Genomic DNA, 18,232 nt, shown 5'->3' with positions numbered 1-18,232 from the left:
AAATATAGTGGGGCTGGCCGTCAGGCTTTGCTTGTAGCATGCTTTTGATGCTATTTGTATGGCAAGAGTCACAATATGATCAGTTTCATGAAAAGAAGGACAGGCTGGTCCGTGTTACCATGGAGTATGTCTATGCCGGGGAGCATAGCCATCATGCTGTTACAGGTTCTATAGTGGCGCCCACCTTTTATAGAGAGTTTCCTGAAGTGCAGTCTGCCATTCGGTTTGACTATTACCCCAAAACGGTAAAACATGAAGATAGGATTTTTGAAGAAAGCGCTTTTCTACATGCTGACTCTACTTTTTTTTGATATGTTTTCTTTTCATCTGCTAAAGGGAAACCCGGCCACTGCGCTTAACTCACCCAATAAAGTAGTGCTTACTCCAGCTATGGTGCATAAGTATTTTGGTGATGAAAACCCTATGGGCAAATCTATCAGAGTGAATAAAAAGGATTATGAAGTGACTGGAGTGGTGGAAGAAGCACCTGATAATTCACAAATTAAATATGACTTTGTAGGGTCATTCTCATCACTATCCGCTTATAAAAACGAATTATGGTCTACGGCTAATTATTTCACTTACCTACTAATGAAGGATAAAGATGACTTTGCCCCACTACAGCAAAAAATTACAGATTATATGGTCAGTCAAAGGACATCATTAGGCCTTAATAATGATGAGTACCTTACTTTTAATTTAGAACATTTAACGGATGTTCATCTGCATTCTAAATTATCGGGTATAGTACCCAATGTTAATATCACTTACATTTATCTTTTCAGCATAGTAGCAGTTCTAATACTTGTAATTGCCTGCATTAATTATATCAATTTATCTACGGCCAGAGCGGTAGAAAGAGGCACAGAGGTGGGTGTGAGAAAGGTGATGGGCGCTAGCCGTACTCAACTTTTCATGCAGTATATCAGTGAGGCCTTTATTTGTGTTTTTGTGGCAGCACTACTGGCTATTGCGCTGGCTTCGGCAGTAATGCCTTTTTTCAATATTACTTTAGATAAAAATTACGCAATCGCTTTGTTGTTTGATATTACGCCGATAACTCTAATAGGTGCCATATTGGTGCTCATCTCTTTCATGGCGGGTATGTATCCAGCTATTGTTCTTACCAGATTTTTGCCTTCTAAAACACTAAAAGGAGCAGTAAAAACATCTACGGCCGGGGTGCGACTAAGAAAAGGATTAATGGTGTTTCAGTTTATGGTTTCTGCAGGTCTTATCATTTGCTCATTAGTGATTTATAAGCAGCTTAATTTTATACAAGAGACGGATTTGGGCTATTCCAGAGATCATATAGTAGTCTTGCCTGTAAATAGTGATGCAGTTGAAAAATATGATGTTATAAAGGCTTCTTTGGAACAGCTTTCTTCTGTAGAAAGTATTACTATGGCTTATGAAACACCTACTAAAATTGATTGGGGCGATAGCTTTATTAATAATGAAGGTATGAGTGTTATGACCGCGGCTAATCCGGTAGAATATAATTACTTGAGTACCTTAAAAATTAAACTGCTCGCCGGGAGAAGATTTTACCGAACAAGATCAGAAAAGAGTGAAAGCTATTAATAATGACTCTTTAAATACTATGGAGATGCCCGTAATCATTAATAAAGAAACGGCAAGTGCCTTAGGGTGGAGTCCTGAAGAAGCGGTAGGTAAAAGGATCGATTATAAATCTGATAATACAGTGATCATAGGAGTGATGGATGACTTTCACTTTACACCATTACATGAAAAAGTAGGTCCACTTATTCTGTTTCTGGATGGTGGCTATCATGAAATGATGGTGAGGGTAAGCGGAAATAATATGGCTCAAACATTAGCAGGAATAAGTGAAAGCTGGAATGAAATATTGCCCGATTCTCCTTATAGCCCTACCTTCCTCGATGATGAATATAATGATTTATATTCCAGCGAGCAGAAGTTGGGTGAGCTGTTCTTGTTTTTTACTTCTCTGGCAATATTTCTTGGCTGTTTAGGTTTGCTGGGGCTATCTGCGCTGGCTATCAGCCATAGAATGAAAGAAATAGGCATCAGGAAAGTGCTGGGAGCTTCACTTAGTCAGATAGTAAGCCTGCTTTCTGCTGATTTTGTGAAGTTGATATTGTTAGCTTATGCTGTGGCTATTCCATTGTCATGGTATGTGATGGATAAATGGTTGAGTGAGTTCGCTTATCATATTGACATGTCATGGGAAGTATTCTTTTTCTCTGGCTTGTTGCTAGTGGTAATCTCATTATTAACTATTAGTACACAAACTGTGAATGCCGCAGTGAAGAACCCTGCAGATGTAATAAGAAACGATTAGACCTATGTTGTAATTTTAGTAAAGGCCGAGGTATATACTTTGGCCTTTATTTTTTTAAGCGTTGGCGTCTAGATAGGAGGTTTGCCAGTGTTTCGGGGAACTGCCTACTTCTTGCTTAAATGTGCGAATGAAGTGAGATAAGTTTTCAAATCCGCTGGCATAGCATATTTCTGTGATGTTCTTGTCGGAGTTTTTTAAAGCTGCTTTGGCTAGTTTTATCCTTTCTTTTAAAATAAAATGATTGGGTGTTTCTCCCATAGTTTCTTTAAACTTCTTGAAGAAACTAGCTCTGCTCATGCAGGCTTTTTCTGCTACCTTGTCTAGTTTTATTTTATCTCTGATGTTAAGCTTTATATATTCTACCGCCGCTGCCAAAGAATTGGCGGAAGAGAGCTTCTGAAAAGAGTACTCAAATAGCATGCGAGCCTGTGTTTGCATGAGCCTTACCAGCATTTCTTGCAATGTGAGCTCCACCATCATTTCCTTAATTTTACCTTTTTTCTTTTTTAGTGATGCTTACTATCCTGTTAATAGTGTCTGCAAGTTCTTGTGTATTGGTAAGGTGGAAGGTAGAATAGTCTATTTGCCACTGGCCCCAGGTTTCGGCTTTAGGAAAGTATTCGCAGAGGTTATCTACTGTTTTTTTTATCAAATCATCAGAAATGGAAAGTGCCAGACACTGGGTAGGGTTGTCTAGATCGGCTTCAGGAAAATCAATTTTCATGAGCTCACCAGGTGGTAAAATTACTGATTCACCAGGCAAATAATCAAAGGAGGGCTGATGGGGTAGGGTCATTACTTTTTTGCCTTTGAGCATGCTGGTAAGTACAAAATTATCGAAAACCAGATTTACATTTTCTGCATTTTGATGGGTTTCAAAGAAATTCAGTTCACCGCGATCAAAAGTATAAGCACTTTTATTTTCTACCAGAGTGAAAAGAGAACGCTCTTTTCTGGTGGGGGACGAGCTGATCATGTATTTCTTCATAGTGATGTTTTTAAATAAAGATAACGATTTATAAAGGCTTATTTATTATCAAATTGAATATTTAAAACGTTTTCTGAGTAAAAAAGCGATTTTTTATACGCTAAGCAAATAGATTTAGATCATTTGCAAAGATTTTAGTCGCTGTTTTTATCACATTAGTAGACATAACAAAAAAACGCTACTATGGAAACATTAACTAAAGAAGAAAAAGCCGTAAAAAGGCCTGAGTTTAAACCTCACTATGATCATTTTATAGGAGGTAAGTGGGAAGCTCCCAGCAGTGGTGAATATTTTGACAATATTAGTCCTATAGACGGTCAGCCTTTTACCAGAGCGGCAAGAGGTAATAAGGAAGATATAGAAAAGGCGATTACAGCAGCACATAAGGCATTTCCAAAATGGTCTACTACTGCCGCAGCTGAGCGAAGCAGGGTACTGCTTAAAATCGCTGATATTATTGAAGAAAACTTAGATTATTTAGCCAGGGTAGAAACTGTAGATAACGGTAAAGCCTTAAGAGAGACTCTGGCCGCTGATTTGCCTTTGTGTGTAGATCATTTCCGATATTTTGCGGGTGCTATTAGAGCAGATGAAAGCACCATGTCTGAGCATGATGCCAATACTGTAAGCATCAATTTACAAGAACCTCTAGGTGTGGTAGGGCAGATTATTCCATGGAATTTTCCACTGCTAATGGCCACATGGAAGATAGCTCCAGCACTAGCTGCAGGCTGCTGCACAGTGGTAAAGCCGGCGGAACAGACTCCTACCAGTATTATGGTGCTCATGGAGCTGATACAGGAGGTAGTGCCGCCAGGTGTATTAAACATTGTTACTGGTTATGGTCCTGAAGCAGGTAAGCCGCTGGCTACTTCTTCTCGTATTGCTAAAGTGGCATTTACCGGAGAGAACCACCACAGGTAGACTAATCATGCAATATGCCTCAGAAAACCTGATTCCTGTAACCATGGAGCTGGGAGGTAAATCACCTAACATATTTATGCCGAGTATAGCTGAAGCTGATGATGCTTTCTTTGATAAATGTGTAGAAGGTGCAGTGATGTTTGCTCTCAACCAGGGAGAGGTTTGTACTTGTCCTTCCAGAGTGCTGGTGCATGAGTCTATTTATGACAGGTTCATGGAAAGGGTAGTGGATAGAACTAATGCCATAAAGATGGGACACCCGCTGGCAGAAGATACCATGATGGGAGCTCAGGCTTCTAATGATCAGTTTCAGAAAATATTGTCTTATCTGGATATAGGAAAGAAGAAGGAGCTGAAGTATTATGTGGAGGAGATGCTGCTAACCTAAACTCCGGTTTAGAAAAAGGTTATTATATTAAACCTACCATTTTCAAAGGGCATAATAAGATGCGAGTTTTCCAAGAGGAGATTTTTGGGCCAGTTACTTCCGTAACCACGTTCAAAGATGTAGATGAAGCCCTTGAGATCGCTAATGATACCCTTTACGGTCTGGGGGCAGGTCTGTGGACAAGAGATGCTCATGAAATATACCAAATGCCGCGAGCCATTAAAGCCGGTAGAGTTTGGGTAAACTGCTACCATGCTTATCCTGCTCATGCTCCGTTTGGCGGATATAAAAAGTCTGGTTTCGGTAGAGAAAACCATAAAATGATGCTAGATCATTATAGAAATACGAAGAACATGCTTATCTCTTATGATAAGAATAGGTTAGGTTTCTTTTAGTAGATAGGTTGATTTTCGGGATTGTTCGAGTCCTGTAATCTTTTGTTAAGGTTATACCGGTAAAGAATAGATCATATTTTATATGTGAATTTTTTACCGGTATTTTAATTATTACTGATATGAGTGGAAATAAAGTAAGTAGAGTAGATATAACCGAGGAGGCCATTGAAGTAATTCAAAAGCTAAAAGCTCAGTATGGAGCGCTTATGTTTCATCAGAGTGGAGGCTGCTGTGATGGATCTTCTCCCATGTGTTTTGAAAATGGCGAATTTAAGATTGGTGGAAGTGATGTGAAGTTGGGAGAGGTGGAAGACTGTCCTTTCTATATGTCAAGAGATCAATATGAGTATTGGAAACATACTCACCTCACCTTAGATGTAACTCCGGGCAGAGGCTCTAGTTTTTCATTAGAAATTCCTTTAGGGGTACGTTTCATCATCAGATCTAGGTTGTTTACTGATGAGGAAATCAACCATTTGCAGGAGGTGGAAGAGCAAGAAGGATAGAAAAACTCTTATACAGAAGTGAGTGAGCATACATTAATTAAGCTGAATAATATTATTAAATATATAAAAAATAATAAAATGTCTATGGAATTAAATATAATTATTATTAATTAGAGCTTGGTTTTAATTAATGTAAATAAAGATGGAAGAAATATTAGATTTTGTTAATGAAACAAGAGGTGAAGATTACGTAAAAATAAATATAGCCAGTGCAGGTAAAAGATTAGCCAATGTACTCATAGACTTTGTGGCATGCTACATTTTAGCCTTCCTTTTTGGCGTATTGATCGGGATCTTCGGATCTATTTCTCTTAGTGAATTTAACTTTAATCTATTAGCTTACTTACTTTGCTTTTGCTACTATGTGGCCATGGAGGCTAGTTGTGGTAAAACAGTTGGCAAGTACCTAACTAAGACCAAAGTTGTAGCGATAGACGGCACACGGCCTACCTTACTTCAAATCATGGGCAGGTCTATCTCCAGGTTTATTCCGTTCGAAGTCTTCTCTTTCTTTGGAGGACATAAAACCATCGGCTGGCATGACTCACTACCCAAAACGAGGGTTATAGATGATAAGTAGTGGTTATTTTTTTAATAAATAATCTGGTCTTATTTCTGAAGGATTTTTCCAGCTATGTAGTTCCTCATAGAGTGTGAGGTCATCTTCTTGTATATTCTTTAAAGCTTTTTGCCAAACATCTTCTCTTATTAGAAAATAGTTAGGGGTTAACCTCTTTAATTGATCTTTTTTTATGTCTCCAGCATAGTAATTTATCCTCTTTTTATTGAGCCCGGTAGCTATTCTCCAAAGACCATCTTTATTAACATTATATTCAGGAATCCATGGTAATACATCAATACCCGTTTGAAATGTGATGTATTCTGCTAAAGACTTATGGGCAATTATTAAGTCAAAATTCAGAGAGTTGTTTGCCATATTTATTTTGCTGGAAATTAACCGGTAAATGCTGTAGGGAGGATCATATTTTTTAGGGCTATAAGCTGCTAATGAAGGAATACTTAAAAGACCAATAAATAAGCATGATAGCCAAAGCCTATTGGAAGTTATTTTTAAAGAGAGACAATTTAAAAGAAGAGGAGCCACTAAGACAAAGGCCATAAAAAAACGAAATGAAATGTCTAAAACAGACCATTGTAAAAAAGGAAAAGTGAGTAAAAGAACAATAGGAATAAGTAATAACCATTCTATAGAAACACCTTTTCTTCTAATTAAATGGAATATAACCACTACAATTGATATGTTGGCAATGGCTAAGTTGAAGTACCACTCATAAGTTAATAAACCTTGAAATGTATTTAAAAATGAAAGAGTAGGCCAAGGGGTATGAAAATCAAGCACTAAACCTCTGTCAGTAATAAAGTTGATTTTTAGTAATTGAGGGAGAAATAAAATTATTGGGCTGATAAGCAAGCCAATAATAGTCCAAATACCTCTTTTTTTGTCTGTGGTATTTATAAAAATGAAGTAAATAATAATTACTACAAGAGCCAGTCCGGCAGTCATTTTATGCAGAAAGATGGTGCATGAAAACGCCAAACCGCTGTAAATATATTTCCTCCTTATTAAAAAGTCTATAAGCAAAATAAGAGATACTATTCCCAGTAGATTTTTAGGGTATTGAGCAGCAAAGTAGGTGAGGTGTGTGCTTACCAGGGTATAAGTAGCTAATAACCATGCGATAGCGGAATTTTTGCTAAGTGTAATTGACAGTCTGAAAAACGCAAGGCTAAAGGCTGCGCTTGCCAGAGCTGAAACAATTTTATAGCTTAATTCATAATCATTTACCAAGTATTGAGTTATCAGAAGAATAGGGTAAAATAAAGAGAGTCTGGAAGAGTGCATACTGCCTTCTTCAATAAATGATTTTATTTGGATGATATAGAAATAACTATCCCAGCCATTAGCGAAGGAAGTAAGATTGAACAGATAAAATCTGATGATAAAAGAAAGCAGGAATAAAGCAGAGGAGAACCAAAATATTGATCGCTTTGAATAGATTGAAATCATCAATCACAGTTAGTTTTGAAGTTAGATAAAGAATATTGCCTGGCTTTGCTATAGTTGTAGTGCCACCACTCTGTTCTTATTCCCTGAAAACCAAAGAGCTCTAAGCCTGTTTTAAGAAGTTTTCGATTGCTTATAATTTGTTCAGGTAAATCTGAGTAGTCAAAATGAGCCTTTTCTCCAAAATAGTCAAAGTCAGTACCCATATCTAATTCGTTGCCTTGCAGGTCGGTTAGGGTAATATCTACTGCACCACCCCGGTTGTGTATAGAACCTGAGTTTGGGTTAGCTACATACCTGCCATCAGGCAGAACTTTCCACATGGCTTTCTGCACATCTAGCGGTCGGTAACAATCAAAGAATTTGATTTTATAGCCTTTCTTTAAGAAGTAACTATTAGCTTTAACAAGTGCCTCCCCAACTTCTTTTCGGAGTACACAATCAGCGCATTCATATACCTTTTCTTTCAAGAAATTATTAGCAGTGGCGTATCTCATGTCATAGATGAAATCTGCACTAAGGTCTTTAACTCTGATAAAGTCATCGTTTTCCTGAGCGTAGCATGGCAGGATAGATATTAGCATTATTACTAAAAAGGCAGGTTTAATTATCATCAGATTAATTTTGAATGGCTATATCTTCTACAAACTTTTGGCCTGAAATAAGTTCTTTTGTAAGAGTGAGTTGATCCTGAAAAATTCTGACATTATCCGATGTTACTTCACCTTGATATAACTCGGTCAGAGTGGTTGGAGAGTAGATTTTCCCAAATATCCTAATTTTCACAAAGCCTTCTCCTGTTTCAATCAGTTCCCAGTTTCCATCAGCAATAATTTCATTGGTATCTTCTGATGCATAATAATCATCCTCTTCGTCCATCCCTTCTATTGAGGAGGTTTGCATTTGGTATAGCACAAAAGACTGGTTTGATCTGATAATGAGTGAGTTGGTTTCGTAGTAGTATTCAGACTCATTTTCAAACTCATTCCTTTTTGAAAGAGATACAGATATGTTTTTGTCAAGATAATTTCGAAGAATTTCCGGAGCATTTGATTTTAACTTATCTATATTCTTTTCTCTATTATTAGAGCGAATTAGCGTGGTTTTATCATTTCTTAGAAAGTGAATTTCGCTGATGACCAGATCTTGGTAAGCGGAGCCTGCATAAGCATCATTTATAATAAGAACAAAATCTCTTCCTGATAGGGTTTGTTTTAGTGGAATTGTCTGATCCCCTTCCATATCTGCAAGTGTATACGTTTCAAGAGACGATCCTGCTACACCAAATTGAAAGGTTTTTAGTCGAGCATTGCTCTTAAAGTGCTTTTGAGACCTTTGATACCCATTCCAGATTTTCAACTTATTAATAGTGATGGGATGGTTTGTATGAAATTTGATTTCGTCTCCAATGCCGTTTCCTTTACTTCCTTCGGCCCAGCCAAACTCTTTTTTGCAATCCATTAAATTATCAGGCCCGTAAGCAATGTCTGGGTTAAGCGTAGAGCTGGTAGAAATGACGCCATTGATATATTCAGGGGTAATTATTTTTAGAGGCTTATCGTCTTTTCCGAAGATCTCTAATTCAGAGATGGCTATAGAGAAATCCTGATCAAATGCGTGTCGATAGTATTTGGCATCTTTATAAGATCCTGAGATGTTTTTACTATGCTTTGAGGATGTGATTCTGATGTATAAAGATGATAATTCTCTTTCAATCGACTTACCACGCCAAAGCGTAGTGCCATTACCGTAAACTTCGAAAGAGGGTTCAGCATCTAAGTTATCTCCGCTATAAAAAACAGGGTTAACCCGGTTAATGTAGGTAGGTTTGCTGAAATAGATCATTATTCCTTCATCAGGGCCCGCACCGGAGATAGTGCGCCAATAGGTGGAGTTATTATTGTCAAAAATATTTGTGACACTATATTTGCTAAATGGAAGAGCCGTAGAAGTGGCATAGATTCCATCAAGTGTCGCTTCATTATTTTGTGCTTGAAGCTGTAAGTTAAATACTAAGGAAAAGCAAAGAAGAAGGCCGATTTTATTCATTAATTAAAGATTAGTATTTGTAAATCCGGCTCAATTTATAACCTTTTGAATTAATTCGAAACGTGATAGGTAAAAAGGGAGTAGAAAAACCTGTAACTAGAGGAAGGCTGCGTAAGAAGCTTGGTAAAAAGTATTTTACTTAAAAAGAAAGTGGAAATGGCTTACAGGGAATGCTGTTTATGCTAAGCAAAAGTCAGATGCTTATTTTGAGCATCAAGTAAAGAAGCATAGCAGTATGTTACTTCGTCCGTTAAAGGACGTGGATATGCAGTATCAGCATAATAAAATTACTAATCTTAAATTGGCCATAAGTTGTTTGAACTCGGTAATAATCAAGCCAGGACAGACATTTTCTCTTTGGTATTTGGTTGGTAATCCATCAAAAAACAGAGGGTATTTAAAGGGGTTAGTGCTGAGCAATGGTGCTATAGGCTATGATTATGGTGGTGGCTTGTGTCAGTTAGGTAATTTACTTTATTGGATGATTTTGCATTCGCCACTGACTGTTACAGAAAGGTGGCGTCATAGTTATGATGTATTTCCTGATGTCAACAGGAAGTTACCCTTTGGTAGCGGAGCCACCTTATCTTATAATTATGTCGACTTTCAATTTAGAAATGACACAAAACATGCATTTCAGTTAAAACTATGGCTTACAGAAGATAGGTTGCATGGAGAATTATTGTCAGAGCACAAGCTTTCTTTTACCTATAAAGTATATGAAGATTATCACTTTTTTCAGCAGGAAATGTGGGGTGGGTATACCAGACATAACTCCTTAAGAAGAAAGGTTTTTGATAACAATAACCAACCCCTAACTGATGAGCTAATAACCGAAAATCATGCGATTATGATGTATAATCCTATGTTGGCTGATGCTACAGCAGATAAAAGAAAACAGCAATAAAGTGCATTACTGAGCCGCCCAACACCCAAAAGTGGAAAATAGCGTGGTTATAAGGTATTTTATGAATGGAATAAAATATGGCTCCGATAGTATAGCAAACGCCTCCTAGTAATAAGTATATAAGTCCGGCGGTAGGCATGTTTTCTATTAATGGCTTGGTGGCGAATACGGCAATCCAGCCCAATAGTACATAGCTAATGGTGGATACTTTATTGAACCTTCCTGTAAAGAAAAATTTCAAAACTATACCTATCAAAGCAATGCCCCAGGTGATTCCTAAAAAAGTCCAGCCCAGTGGCCCTCTTAAAGCTATAAGGCAGAAAGGGGTATAGGTGCCGGCTATGAGTAAATAAATAGCGGCATGATCCAGGATGTTTAACTTCCTCCTGGTCTTCTTCTTCTTAGCAGCGTGGTATAGGGTAGAAGCCAGGTATAAAACAGCCATACTACTGCCGTAAATAGAAAAACTAACAATATGCCATACTGTACCTTCTAAGGCTGAGTAGGTGACGAGCAGCGCTAAAGCGGCTACACTTAACAGAAAGCCTACAAAATGGGTAATAACATTTAAATATTCCTCTTTTCTTCTATAGTACGTTAGTATGATCTTTTCCATGGGCACACGCTTTTGTTCTTAAACGATTATAAGGCCATTAAGATTACTTGATAGGCAAGTTTTTTTCTTAATAACAAAAATATTCCATGGCTTTCATATTAAAGCTAACATTAGGCAGTAATTCTTCTGCTAAAAATCATTTAGCATTAAATTTTCTCAGAATTGGCGCTTTTTGACCCTATTTTATGCTATTAGTCTCTATTTCAAACGATTTGCCGATTGTAAAAGATTAGTAAGAAAGTTAGTTTATTACTTTGAAGTGCTGCTTATTTGGGCCAAATTAGCCACGTCAATGTGAGAACCTGCATTGATAAGTGATAATTATAAATTATTATTAAACCCTTACAATTAAATAAAAGCATTTCGCCTCAATGAATTTTGATACTATAGACATCGTGATTTTTACGGCCTATTGCGCGTTAATTCTCGGAATAGGTTTGTATGTGTCTCGCGACAAAAAGGGACACCAAAAAAATGCGGAGGATTATTTCCTCGCGAGTAAGTCATTGCCTTGGTGGGCCATTGGAGCTTCACTTATTGCTGCTAACATTTCTGCTGAGCAGTTTATAGGTATGACGGGTTCCGGTTTTGCCGTGGGTTTGGCCATAGCCTCTTATGAGTGGATGGCTGCCCTTACTCTACTCATTGTAGGTAAGTTTTTCTTGCCTATTTTCATAGAGAAGGGACTGTATACTATTCCTGAATTTATAGAGAAAAGGTATAGTACTAACTTAAAAACCATTTTGGCTATCTTCTGGTTGGCCTTATATGTGTTTGTAAACCTTTCTTCTGTTCTTTACTAGGAGCAAAAGCATTAGATACCATTATAGGAACTGGAGACGGTAGCTATATGATGGTGAGCATTATTGGTCTGGCTGTATTTGCTGCTGCTTACTCTCTTTGGGGAGGGCTTTCTGCTGTAGCCTGGACAGACGTTTTGCAAGTAGTGCTACTGGTAATAGGTGGTCTTATTACTGCTTATATTGCCATAGATCAGCTTGTGCCTGATGGCGGTATTATTGCCGGTTTAAAATACATGTATAATGAAGTGCCAGCTAAGTTTTCTATGATTTTAGAAAAAGGAGAGGTCATAACTCCTAACGGAAAAGATGCCTGGTGGGATTTACCCGGTATAGCCGTACTAGTAGGTGGTCTTTGGGTTGCTAACTTATATTACTGGGGTTTTAACCAGTATATCATTCAGAGAACATTAGCTGCAAAAAGCTTGAAAGAATCTCAAAAAGGTATTGCTTTTGCAGGATTCCTTAAGCTGATCATTCCTTTGATCGTAGTTATTCCTGGTATTGTAGCTTATGTGCTTAACGCTGATGCCGCTGGTAACCTTACTCCTGAGTCGGTATCTCCAGGATTCTTGGCTGCTGATGGTGGTATTGCTAATGATAACGCTTACCCTTGGTTGATTAAAAACCTTGTGCCTTCTGGTATTAAAGGATTAGTATTGGCTGCACTCGCTGCTGCTATTGTATCTTCTTTAGCTTCTATGCTTAACTCTACTGCTACCATATTTACTATGGATATCTACAAGCCATATATTAACAAAAACGCGAATGATAAGCAGACTGTAAACATTGGTAGACTTACTGCTTTTGTTTCTTTGGTTATTGCAGCTTTAATAGCTCCTGCTTTAGGTAACTTAGGTCAGGCTTTCCAGTTTATACAAGAATATACAGGTGTAGTTAGCCCTGGTATTTTGGCAGTATTCCTTTTAGGGTTATTCTGGAGAAAGACTACTAATAACGCTGCTATAATCGGTGTATTAGCTTCTATTCCTATCGCATTATACTTCAAAGTAGGACCAAGCGGCTGGATAGATTCACCGCTGTTTGTAGTAATACCGTTTATGAACCAAATGGGAATCACTCTTTTACTTACAATGGTTATAATGGCTATTGTTAGTTATTCTGAAGGTAAGGGAATGGTAGATCCTAAAGGTATCGTAATAGAAAAAGGCTTGTTTAAAACATCGCCTGCTTTTAATATATCAGCTTTCATTATATTGATTATTCTTACATTCTTATATGCCATGTTCTGGTAAAAGAATGATATAAATTATACTAAAAGGCGATTCAAAATCTTGAATCGCCTTTTTTTGTGTCTGATAATTTGATTTCATAAATAGAGGATTTTTGATTTTTTTAAGAAAATATGTATATCTTAAGTTCAATTATTTCAATGATTAGAATTAGATACTATGGCATCATTAAATATTGGCGATGAGCTCAAAGAGCATGCAATCCACCGATTGAGTGGATTTTTGGACAGGGACATCAAATGTTTAGATGAACTTAGTCATGAAGAAATATGGCGTAAACCTAATAGTTCATCTAACAGCATGGGGCATTTGGTACTTCACTTGTGTGGCAATTTGAGGCAATATATCATTACCACGCTGGGGCAAAAGGAAGATGCAAGGCAACGAGATTCAGAATTTGAAACAACCGATGAATTAGATAAAGAAGCCCTAAAGTCTTTGCTATATGAAACGGTAAATGAAGCCATAGACGTGATTGCTCATTGCTCAGATAAAGATTTGACGGACTTGAAGCACGTTCAGGCATATAATTATAGTGGTGTAGGGATAATAGTTCATGCTGTAGAGCACTTCTCACACCATACCGGGCAGATTATATTTTGGACTAAGATGCTAAAAGACAAAGACCTAGCCTTTTATATAGGCGTAGATCTTAATAAAAAACATAACGTCTAATCTTGCTCTACCTCTCCATTCTCTTTGAGGAATAGATTGGTAGAAAGGTTGAATAGATGTGCTTCGGTTTCATAAAAATGCATCATATAACCAGCCGTATTAGGGAAACACACTATGTCACCAATGTCAGGTACTTTTGAAAGGTTGATTTTTGTTTCAGTATCACGTCTTGTTCCAGGCAGTAAGCACCTACAAAATAACCGCTTGTAGGTTCATCATCAGCATGGTTTTCATAGTTTAGTACAACAGGGTCAAGCAGAAAATCTGCGCTGGAGCTAAAAAGCTGTGTTTTATTCATATGTAGACCTATAAGTAAATTACCCTGGCTATCATATTTTCTAAAGACTACTTCGGCTAGGGTCATTCCTGACTGATCTAGTAACGAACGGCCAGGTTCCATTCTTAAAGTAATGTTTCTGTCTTTGATGAGCGTGGCTATTTCGCCTTTGCCTGTAGGGTAGGTGAGTACGGCTTCTAGAAAATCTTCTTTATGAACTTCATTGTAATATGGGTAAGTGGCCAATTTGCCAGTCAGTTCACCATCATTCATAGAATAACCTAAACCATTATTTTGAAAGGTTATAGGCTCTCTCACTCCCTGAACTGCCATTTTTAATTCCTCTTCAAACTCATTCCATTCTTCTTGGTCTTCCAGGTAATTAATGAGAAAACCGCCCCCCATATCAATAAATTCGGTTGAAATTTCATACTTGCTGATCTCATCTACCAATGAAATAGTCTCTGCTATGGCTTTGGCTCGTTCATCTATACTATAACCATTCAGGTGAAAATGAAATCCTCTGAAATGCACTTCATTTGCTGATTTAATATGATCCAGAATGAAGTCTTTGGCTTCTTCTATATCCACTCCAAAGCGCGTATATAACTTGCGTCCATTATAGTGAAATCCGCCTACACGAAGGCCAATTTGCGCCTTGACGCCCATTTCTTCGGCTAGTGTTTTGGTGAGCTTTAGTTCATCCAGGTTATCAATTACTATGAGCACCTGATTTTGGATTGCCAGCTCTAGTAATTCTTTATTTTTAATGGCCGCAGTAAGAATTAGCTTGTCCTTATCCATGCCTTCTTCAAGGCACTGGACCAGTTCTCGGTAGCTGGCAGTATCCACCCCGAAGCCATGGTCAGAGGCAGCTTTTACAAAAGTCTTACTTTTATTGGCCTTTCGGGCAAAGCATATCAGGTGGTTAAGTTCATATTTATCAAGAATCCTTTTATAGCTTTCATAATTTTCAATAAAAGGAGTGGTAGAATGTAAATTTACCGGTGACCCAAATTGTTTAATAACATTTTTAACACGATCAGGATCGCTGATGAAATCATTCATCCATGTGTGCATTTTTGGGGTTAGTGGTGGATAGAGTGATGTTTCGGTTTCCATATTTAACGAGCAGTAGTTTTTAATTCATTTTTCACATTTCTGGCCCACTTACTCACAAAGTTGTTACGGTGAGGTGATAAAGCGTCATTATCATATGTAACACCTTCTGTGGGCGCTCCGGTAGCCGCTATAGCTTTATTAACCCTGTTATGAGCATCTACAATATAACCTGACGGTTCTATGGTCATACAGCCTGGTTTATAAACCTGCTGAGTTTCCTCACATTCGTTTTGAAATAGTGTGATTTCGCCTCTTTTAAGCAGATTATAATAAAGTCCATGATTAGCCTTATCTATAGCTACTTTAGGAATACGTGCATCTACTAAATAATTCACTTCAGTGGTTTCATTATTTATTTTAGATTGTATTTCAAAAGACACTTTTTCCTGGTTAAGTACTATGTAGCTACAAGGGCCAATACGAAAACTCAGCAACCCATGTTCCGCTAAAGCCACCATTTTCTTCATATTTTCTACTGGTGGGCCATAAGTAATTCTATTAAGGAGGCCCGAGTAATTTTTAATGAAAGTTTCATGTGAATGAGGTAGCAAGCCTCCAAATTTGAATATATCTATAAAGGCTGGGGTAATGAGACTCCATACCTGTGATACTGCTGCAAAGGGACTTTTTCTGGTTCCTTTTTCAGCTTCACAATTGCCTTTTTTTAGGTATTCTAATGTAAAATGATGAAAGTCTGATCCAGATGAGATATCCTCATTTTCCAAGGGATTTAAATATGCGTCTACATCAAAAACTGAGATTTCAGGATGCAACTTATGAAATATTTGAATAGCCTTTTTGAGTTCTTCGATGCTCACTTCAGTATCATCAAAATCGAATTGATGTTGTTGAAAAAGAACGCGGTAGTAGGTGTATTTCATTTCCCACTTGATTAAAGGCAAAAGATCTTTTTCAAAATCAGGCCTTTTATCTTTTTCGATGTTTTCTGGTATGAAAAACTTCAAGCTGTGGCTTTCATCTATCTCAGGGCCACGCGCTATCATAGGTATTCCTGTTCTGGAAAAAGGATATATTTTAGCAGGCTCATTGCCCGATGATACGTATTTCAGTTTTGAATCATTAATAATGAACTTGCCACCTCTGCCTTCAGTAAGTGCCAGAACCGCATCTACAAAAGTTAATCCCATTCCTTTTTAAGCCTACGGTAGAATTAGGCTTAATATTGGTCATGACCTGCTGTACAGGATAAATAAAAGGGATGTAACCTACGTTATTATGCTCCTGGCTAAATTCTGACCATTCTTGCTCCTCATTAGTAAGTGATTTGGACGGATGCCCGGTAGCCAGAAGTATGTGTGCGTAATTATGAGGTTGCCATTCACTGTGGTTAGTGCTTTCTGTTTTAAGCTGATACTGCTCCCCAATTCTTTTAAGATCTGTAACACTGCCTTGTATAAGTTTTACAATTACTTGATCAGGTAGGCGAGCTAGTATTTTTTGTAATCCATCTTCCAGGTATTGACCTACCGTAGTTCTTGAAGAGTAGTCGTCAGAAGCGAGGTCTTCATTGATATTCGGGTTTTGGTTTGCCCATTCTGTAAAAGTAGAAGTGTCCTTAACAGGGCAGGGAGGGTTTTCTCTCAGCCAAATGTCTATGGCTCGGTTAGGTACATTCATTTTTAAAAATGAAGGCTGGTCAGTGCGGTAAACATCGCCAGAACCGAAATGACGAGTGCGGTTGTACATATGTATTTCTACTGGCGAAGTAGGAGGCTCACTATTAAGCTCCGCTATTAAACGCTCCAGACCATACATGCCTTTAGGACCACCTCCAATAATGGCAATATAGACGGTGCCGTCTAATTGTTTATCAGTGGTTTCTTGGGTGTCTTTAATAAGTTCTAGGCCCATTGATATGATAATGTTTGTGGTTTTGTTAGTTCACTAGATTCAGGAAAATGCTGATTTAGCCACTCTGGTGAATAAATCGTATCCAAGTATCTTTCTCCTCTGTCACATAGAATAAGTGCGCAGTTAGCATTGGTTGGCAGGGTAGGAGCCAGCTTTTGTAAGGCAGAAACCACAGCTCCGGATGAGCCTCCAGCCAGTATTGCTTCTCTCTGTAATAATTGATGACAGCCCTCTACGCATTCTTTATCTGTAATATGCATCACCTCATCTATACAGCTCTTGTCAATTAATTGAGAAGGTCGGCCTGCTCCATGACCAGGAATGAGTCTTTTACCTGGCGCCTGATCGAAGATAACACTGCCCATGGCATCTACCGCTACTATTTTTGTGTTTAGAGAGTGCTGTTTCACATATTCGGCACAGCCCATAATGGTGCCACAGGTGCTGGTAGCAGCAAATAAATAATCTACTTGATTGTCTAATGCCTCTGTTATTTCCCTCATAGTACTATAATGAGCTTCCGGATTGGCATGGTTAGCATATTGGTTAGGCCAAAAGCTATTTTCTACTGTTTTTAATAGATGGTCCACTTTGTTTAAGCGGGCATTGAGGTAGCTTCCATTTTCTTGAGTGGTAACCTTTTCTATTTTAGCGCCATAGGCCTTTAATATTTTTAAGGTATGCTGATTGATTAGTGGGTCTACCACTACTATAAGCTTTAAGCCATACATAAGGCAGGTTTGGGCTAGTCCTACGGCCATATTGCCAGAGCTTGACTCTACAATAGTAGTGTCTTTGTTGATCTGCCCTTTTTTAATAGCATCCATCAGAATGTTCTTGGCTGTGCGGTCTTTAATGCTTCCGCCGGGGTTGAATGCTTCCATTTTGCCATAAATATTCAAGTTAAACTCAGGGCAAAGGTTCATTAGCTGTACCATGGGTGTATTGCCAATCGAGGCAAGCACGTTAGGGTATATGGTGTGGTTAGTATTATTCATAAGTTTATTTTCAACTTCATTTATTACTTTGCTAATAACAAGCTGCTACAGCTAAGGTTATTGGCGTTCGTCTTAGAGTTGTTAATAATTAGAGCTTTACAGGCATTTGT

Annotated in this window: 20 protein-coding genes and 1 pseudogene; 11 read left to right on the top strand and 10 right to left on the bottom strand. The window is 37.9% G+C overall.

The features are described 5' to 3' along the window. Positions 1-47 precede the first annotated feature (47 nt). The 3 genes from LVD15_RS23615 to LVD15_RS23605 are packed head-to-tail and all read left to right on the top strand — an operon-like array spanning position 48 to position 2,326. Positions 48-311: a hypothetical protein gene (locus LVD15_RS23615; protein WP_233777643.1), complete on the top strand. Its 264-nt coding sequence runs from the start codon at positions 48-50 to the stop codon at positions 309-311. Then, positions 253-1,584 (top strand): ABC transporter permease, encoded by a 1,332-nt coding sequence (locus LVD15_RS23610; protein WP_233777642.1) that lies wholly within the window; start codon positions 253-255, stop codon positions 1,582-1,584. Before LVD15_RS23615 ends, LVD15_RS23610 begins: the two co-directional genes overlap by 59 nt. After that, positions 1,571-2,326 (top strand): ABC transporter permease, encoded by a 756-nt coding sequence (locus LVD15_RS23605; protein ID WP_233777641.1) that lies wholly within the window; start codon positions 1,571-1,573, stop codon positions 2,324-2,326. Before LVD15_RS23610 ends, LVD15_RS23605 begins: the two co-directional genes overlap by 14 nt. A 54-nt stretch (positions 2,327-2,380) precedes the next feature. Here LVD15_RS23605 and LVD15_RS27190 read toward each other — a convergent pair whose 3' ends face one another. Together LVD15_RS27190 and LVD15_RS27185 are read right to left on the bottom strand one after the other, a co-directional pair. After that, positions 2,381-2,806 carry a helix-turn-helix transcriptional regulator gene (locus tag LVD15_RS27190; protein ID WP_306416774.1) on the bottom strand — a complete coding sequence of 142 codons (426 nt, stop codon included), beginning with the start codon at positions 2,804-2,806 and terminating at the stop codon, positions 2,381-2,383. Between the two features lie 10 nt (positions 2,807-2,816). Continuing rightward, positions 2,817-3,314 carry an AraC family transcriptional regulator N-terminal domain-containing protein gene (locus LVD15_RS27185; protein WP_306416773.1) on the bottom strand — a complete coding sequence of 166 codons (498 nt, stop codon included), beginning with the start codon at positions 3,312-3,314 and terminating at the stop codon, positions 2,817-2,819. Positions 3,315-3,497: 183 nt separating this feature from the next. Between LVD15_RS27185 and LVD15_RS27360 the strand changes: the two genes are divergently transcribed. The 4 genes and pseudogenes from LVD15_RS27360 to LVD15_RS23585 all read left to right on the top strand — a co-directional run bounded on the left by LVD15_RS27360 (position 3,498) and on the right by LVD15_RS23585 (position 6,107). Then, complete coding sequence (locus LVD15_RS27360; protein WP_370687380.1) at positions 3,498-4,238, top strand: aldehyde dehydrogenase family protein; 741 nt, start codon at positions 3,498-3,500, stop codon at positions 4,236-4,238. Continuing rightward, positions 4,156-5,021 (top strand): annotated as a pseudogene (locus LVD15_RS27355) (aldehyde dehydrogenase family protein). The gene LVD15_RS27360 and the pseudogene LVD15_RS27355 overlap by 83 nt, the downstream one beginning before the upstream one ends. A 119-nt stretch (positions 5,022-5,140) precedes the next feature. Then, positions 5,141-5,527, top strand: a complete 387-nt coding sequence (locus LVD15_RS23590; RefSeq protein ID WP_233777640.1) for a DUF779 domain-containing protein — start codon at positions 5,141-5,143, stop codon at positions 5,525-5,527. Positions 5,528-5,669: 142 nt separating this feature from the next. Continuing rightward, on the top strand, positions 5,670-6,107 hold the full coding sequence (locus LVD15_RS23585; RefSeq protein ID WP_233777639.1) for an RDD family protein: 438 nt from the start codon (positions 5,670-5,672) through the stop codon (positions 6,105-6,107). Positions 6,108-6,110: 3 nt separating this feature from the next. Here LVD15_RS23585 and LVD15_RS23580 read toward each other — a convergent pair whose 3' ends face one another. The 3 genes from LVD15_RS23580 to LVD15_RS23570 are packed head-to-tail and all read right to left on the bottom strand — an operon-like array spanning position 6,111 to position 9,602. Further along, on the bottom strand, positions 6,111-7,556 hold the full coding sequence (locus tag LVD15_RS23580; protein ID WP_233777638.1) for a hypothetical protein: 1,446 nt from the start codon (positions 7,554-7,556) through the stop codon (positions 6,111-6,113). Continuing rightward, positions 7,556-8,167, bottom strand: coding sequence for a M15 family metallopeptidase (locus LVD15_RS23575; RefSeq protein ID WP_233777637.1), 612 nt, complete (start codon positions 8,165-8,167; stop codon positions 7,556-7,558). Before LVD15_RS23575 ends, LVD15_RS23580 begins: the two co-directional genes overlap by 1 nt. A 4-nt stretch (positions 8,168-8,171) precedes the next feature. Then, a complete protein-coding gene (locus LVD15_RS23570; RefSeq protein WP_233777636.1) occupies positions 8,172-9,602 on the bottom strand; it encodes an NADase-type glycan-binding domain-containing protein in 1,431 nt (476 codons plus the stop codon). Positions 9,603-9,867: 265 nt separating this feature from the next. On the opposite strand from LVD15_RS23570, the gene LVD15_RS23565 reads away from it, so the two are divergent. After that, positions 9,868-10,509 carry a VanW family protein gene (locus tag LVD15_RS23565; RefSeq protein ID WP_233777635.1) on the top strand — a complete coding sequence of 214 codons (642 nt, stop codon included), beginning with the start codon at positions 9,868-9,870 and terminating at the stop codon, positions 10,507-10,509. On the opposite strand, the gene trhA is transcribed toward LVD15_RS23565, so the two are convergent. Beyond that, the gene (trhA, locus tag LVD15_RS23560; RefSeq protein WP_233777634.1) at positions 10,481-11,125 is read right to left on the bottom strand and encodes a PAQR family membrane homeostasis protein TrhA; all 645 of its coding nucleotides are present in this window, start codon (positions 11,123-11,125) and stop codon (positions 10,481-10,483) included. The genes LVD15_RS23565 and trhA overlap by 29 nt on opposite strands. A gap of 371 nt (positions 11,126-11,496) precedes the next feature. Here trhA and LVD15_RS27180 point away from each other — a divergent pair, with 371 nt between their 5' ends. The 3 genes from LVD15_RS27180 (at position 11,497) to LVD15_RS23550 (ending at position 13,853) form a co-directional block, all read left to right on the top strand. Beyond that, entirely contained in the window at positions 11,497-11,928 is a 432-nt protein-coding gene (locus tag LVD15_RS27180) for a sodium:solute symporter family transporter (RefSeq protein ID WP_306416772.1), read from the top strand. 47 nt (positions 11,929-11,975) lie between these two features. Next, complete coding sequence (locus LVD15_RS23555; RefSeq protein WP_306416771.1) at positions 11,976-13,181, top strand: sodium:solute symporter family transporter; 1,206 nt, start codon at positions 11,976-11,978, stop codon at positions 13,179-13,181. Between the two features lie 156 nt (positions 13,182-13,337). After that, on the top strand, positions 13,338-13,853 hold the full coding sequence (locus LVD15_RS23550; RefSeq protein WP_233777633.1) for a DinB family protein: 516 nt from the start codon (positions 13,338-13,340) through the stop codon (positions 13,851-13,853). Positions 13,854-13,965: 112 nt separating this feature from the next. Here the strand turns inward: LVD15_RS23550 and LVD15_RS23545 are convergent, their stop codons facing one another. Genes LVD15_RS23545 through sbnA form a run of 4 tightly spaced genes read right to left on the bottom strand, consistent with a single transcriptional unit; the run spans position 13,966 to position 18,122 of the window. Continuing rightward, positions 13,966-15,252: an alanine racemase gene (locus LVD15_RS23545; RefSeq protein ID WP_233777632.1), complete on the bottom strand. Its 1,287-nt coding sequence runs from the start codon at positions 15,250-15,252 to the stop codon at positions 13,966-13,968. A gap of 2 nt (positions 15,253-15,254) precedes the next feature. Continuing rightward, a complete protein-coding gene (locus LVD15_RS23540; RefSeq protein WP_233777631.1) occupies positions 15,255-16,400 on the bottom strand; it encodes an FAD/NAD(P)-binding protein in 1,146 nt (381 codons plus the stop codon). Next, positions 16,360-17,124: an FAD/NAD(P)-binding protein gene (locus tag LVD15_RS23535; protein WP_233777630.1), complete on the bottom strand. Its 765-nt coding sequence runs from the start codon at positions 17,122-17,124 to the stop codon at positions 16,360-16,362. Before LVD15_RS23535 ends, LVD15_RS23540 begins: the two co-directional genes overlap by 41 nt. Next, positions 17,115-18,122: a 2,3-diaminopropionate biosynthesis protein SbnA gene (gene sbnA / locus LVD15_RS23530; protein ID WP_233777629.1), complete on the bottom strand. Its 1,008-nt coding sequence runs from the start codon at positions 18,120-18,122 to the stop codon at positions 17,115-17,117. Before sbnA ends, LVD15_RS23535 begins: the two co-directional genes overlap by 10 nt. Positions 18,123-18,232: the final 110 nt, after the last annotated feature.

The organism is Fulvivirga maritima, assembly GCF_021389955.1.
GTDB classification, from domain to species: Bacteria; Bacteroidota; Bacteroidia; order Cytophagales; family Cyclobacteriaceae; genus Fulvivirga; species Fulvivirga maritima.
Note: the sequence above shows the minus strand (reverse complement) of the source record. Positions and strands in the feature narration are given on the sequence as shown.